This is a genomic window from Shewanella sp. SG41-4 (assembly GCF_014164505.1).
GTDB lineage: Bacteria > Pseudomonadota > Gammaproteobacteria > Enterobacterales > Shewanellaceae > Shewanella.
This window is the reverse complement of sequence record NZ_JACJFI010000449.1, coordinates 1-2,237: the sequence shown is the minus strand read 5'-3', so window position 1 is coordinate 2,237 and position 2,237 is coordinate 1. Positions and strand designations below refer to the sequence as shown.

Annotated in this window: 3 protein-coding genes; 1 reads left to right on the top strand and 2 read right to left on the bottom strand. The window is 44.0% G+C overall.

Annotation, left to right across the window (positions count from 1 at the left end):
• Positions 1–192, bottom strand: a 192-nt coding sequence (locus H5202_RS20925; protein WP_259397415.1) for an SDR family NAD(P)-dependent oxidoreductase, incomplete at its 3' end; no start/stop codon positions are given.
• An 11-nt stretch (positions 193–203) separates the two neighbouring features.
• On the bottom strand, positions 204–1,424 hold the full coding sequence (locus H5202_RS20920) for an acyl-CoA dehydrogenase family protein (protein WP_182773756.1): 1,221 nt from the start codon (positions 1,422–1,424) through the stop codon (positions 204–206).
• Between the two features lie 174 nt (positions 1,425–1,598).
• On the opposite strand from H5202_RS20920, the gene H5202_RS20915 reads away from it, so the two are divergent.
• On the top strand, positions 1,599–2,237 hold a 639-nt coding region (locus tag H5202_RS20915), incomplete at its 3' end, for a LysR family transcriptional regulator (RefSeq protein WP_182773755.1).

The window sequence follows — 2,237 nt, the reverse complement described above, 5'->3', positions numbered from 1 at the left end:
GGTAATATCACAATGCACGAAAAAGGCCTTGCCTCCTAATGCTAGGATTTCTTGACACACTTGCTCGCCAGCTTGTTGATTAATATCAGCGACGCACACTTCGGCCTGCTTGCTAGCCCATTTTAATGCAAGGGCTTTGCCTAAGCCCGATGCCGCACCGGTGATCACCACATTTTGTGATGGTGTTTTCATTGTCATAACCATTATTGGTACTTCGCTAATTCAAGTCGCGACACCATGGCCATATGCACTTCATCTGGGCCATCGGCTAAACGTAAACTGCGTGCCATGGCAGCAAATCCTGCTAATGGTGTGTCATGGTTCATGCCAGCACCGCCATACATTTGAATCGCCATATCGACGACTTGGGTCAGCATATTAGGCACAACAACTTTGATTGCCGAGATATCTGTCATGGTGTGCTTGACGCCTAAGTGATCAATTTTCCATGCTGCATTCAGTGTCAGTAATCTGGCTTGCTCAATTGCCATACGCGCTTGGGCAATGCGTTCAAGATTGCCACCTAATTTGATAATTGGTTGACCAAAGGCGACTCGAGATTGACCGCGCGCTATTGCTAATGATAAGGCTCGTTCTGCAGCGCCAATAGCACGCATACAATGATGAATTCGACCGGGACCTAATCTGCCTTGAGCAATTTCAAAGCCTTTGCCTAATCCCATAATCACGTTACTTTTGGGCACTCGGACATTGACGAGCTCCATTTCACCATGCCCATAAGGGGCATCATAATCGCCATAGGCGGTTAGCATGCGTGTGATACTTACCCCTAGCGTGTCCATTGGAACCAGTACCATGCTATGGCGTTGATGTTTTGGTGCATCGCTATGAGACAAGCCCATAAAGATCATCACTTTGCTATTAGGGTGGCCTAAGCCTGTCGACCACCATTTGCGGCCATTAATCACCACATCATCACCATCTTCAATGATAGTGGCTTGCATATTAGTGGCATCCGATGAAGCTACGTCAGGTTCTGTCATGGCAAATACTGAGCGAATTTCACCTTCAAGTAGCGGTGTTAACCACTGTTGCTGTTGCTGTTTATCACCAAAGTGATAAAGCACTTCCATGTTACCGGTATCAGGTGCATTACAGTTGAAAATTTCTGGGGCTAATAGTGAGCGACCCATTTCTTCCGCTAGGGGAGCATATTCTACACACGTTAGTCCTTTGCCTAACGCGGAATCTGGTAGAAATAAATTCCATAACCCTTCAGCTTTTGCTTTCGCTTTAAGCACTTCTATTTGAGGTAACAGTTGCCATTGCGTCCAATCGCTACTGTGGTTGATGCGTCGGTTTTCTGCGAGTAATTCTGCTTCAATAGGAAGGATATATTGATTAATAAACAATGTTACTTTCGCTAAATATTGTTGTGATTTTTCTGTAGCGTAAATATTCATGCATCCATCCTGTGTGATATAGGCTTCGGTTATTACCATCATGTGACCGAGCTATTATTTATGGGGTCAGCATATCGCAGTATTTTAAGTGAATGAAATGAAATAACATGTTAGGTTGCAATGAATGATATTCATAGATGTGTGTAATAAACTTATTTAATCAAAGAGGCCAAGATGGCAGATACCAAAGCAATTCAGCAACTTGACCTTAATTTGTTGAAAATATTTGAAGCGCTTTATTCTGAACAAAACATGACTCAAGCGTCAAAGTCGTTGTTTATAACGCCATCAGCAGTGAGCCATGCGATAAAACGATTACGTTTAGTGTTAAACGACCCACTATTTGTACGCCAAGGCCTGCAAATGCAACCGACAGCGGCTTGTCAACGAATGGCTCCACAACTCATTAGCGCGCTAAATAGAATTAGGCAAGTACTGCAGCAATGCGGCGAGTTTGACCCGCTTACGACGGAGCAAACCTTTAAAATAGCCATTCATGAAGCTTTAGAAAGCCAAATAATGCCAACGCTGATTAAGCAAGTTGCCAAGTTAATTCCGCATGCAAAAATAGCCAGCATGTCATTTTCTCGTGAAAATATTGCGCGCCAGCTAACCAATGGTGAAGTGGATTTAGCCATTGATGTCGCTCGAGCTGTGAATGCCCCTTTAGCTCATAAAACACTGTTGTCAGATCCTTTTTGTGTGTTAGTAGACCGTCGACAACATACAATGAATACTGAGTCTAGTGCCGATGTGACTCCTACGGTCTATGCTAATGCTGAGCATGTAGCAGTATCAAGCAGACCCATTGGC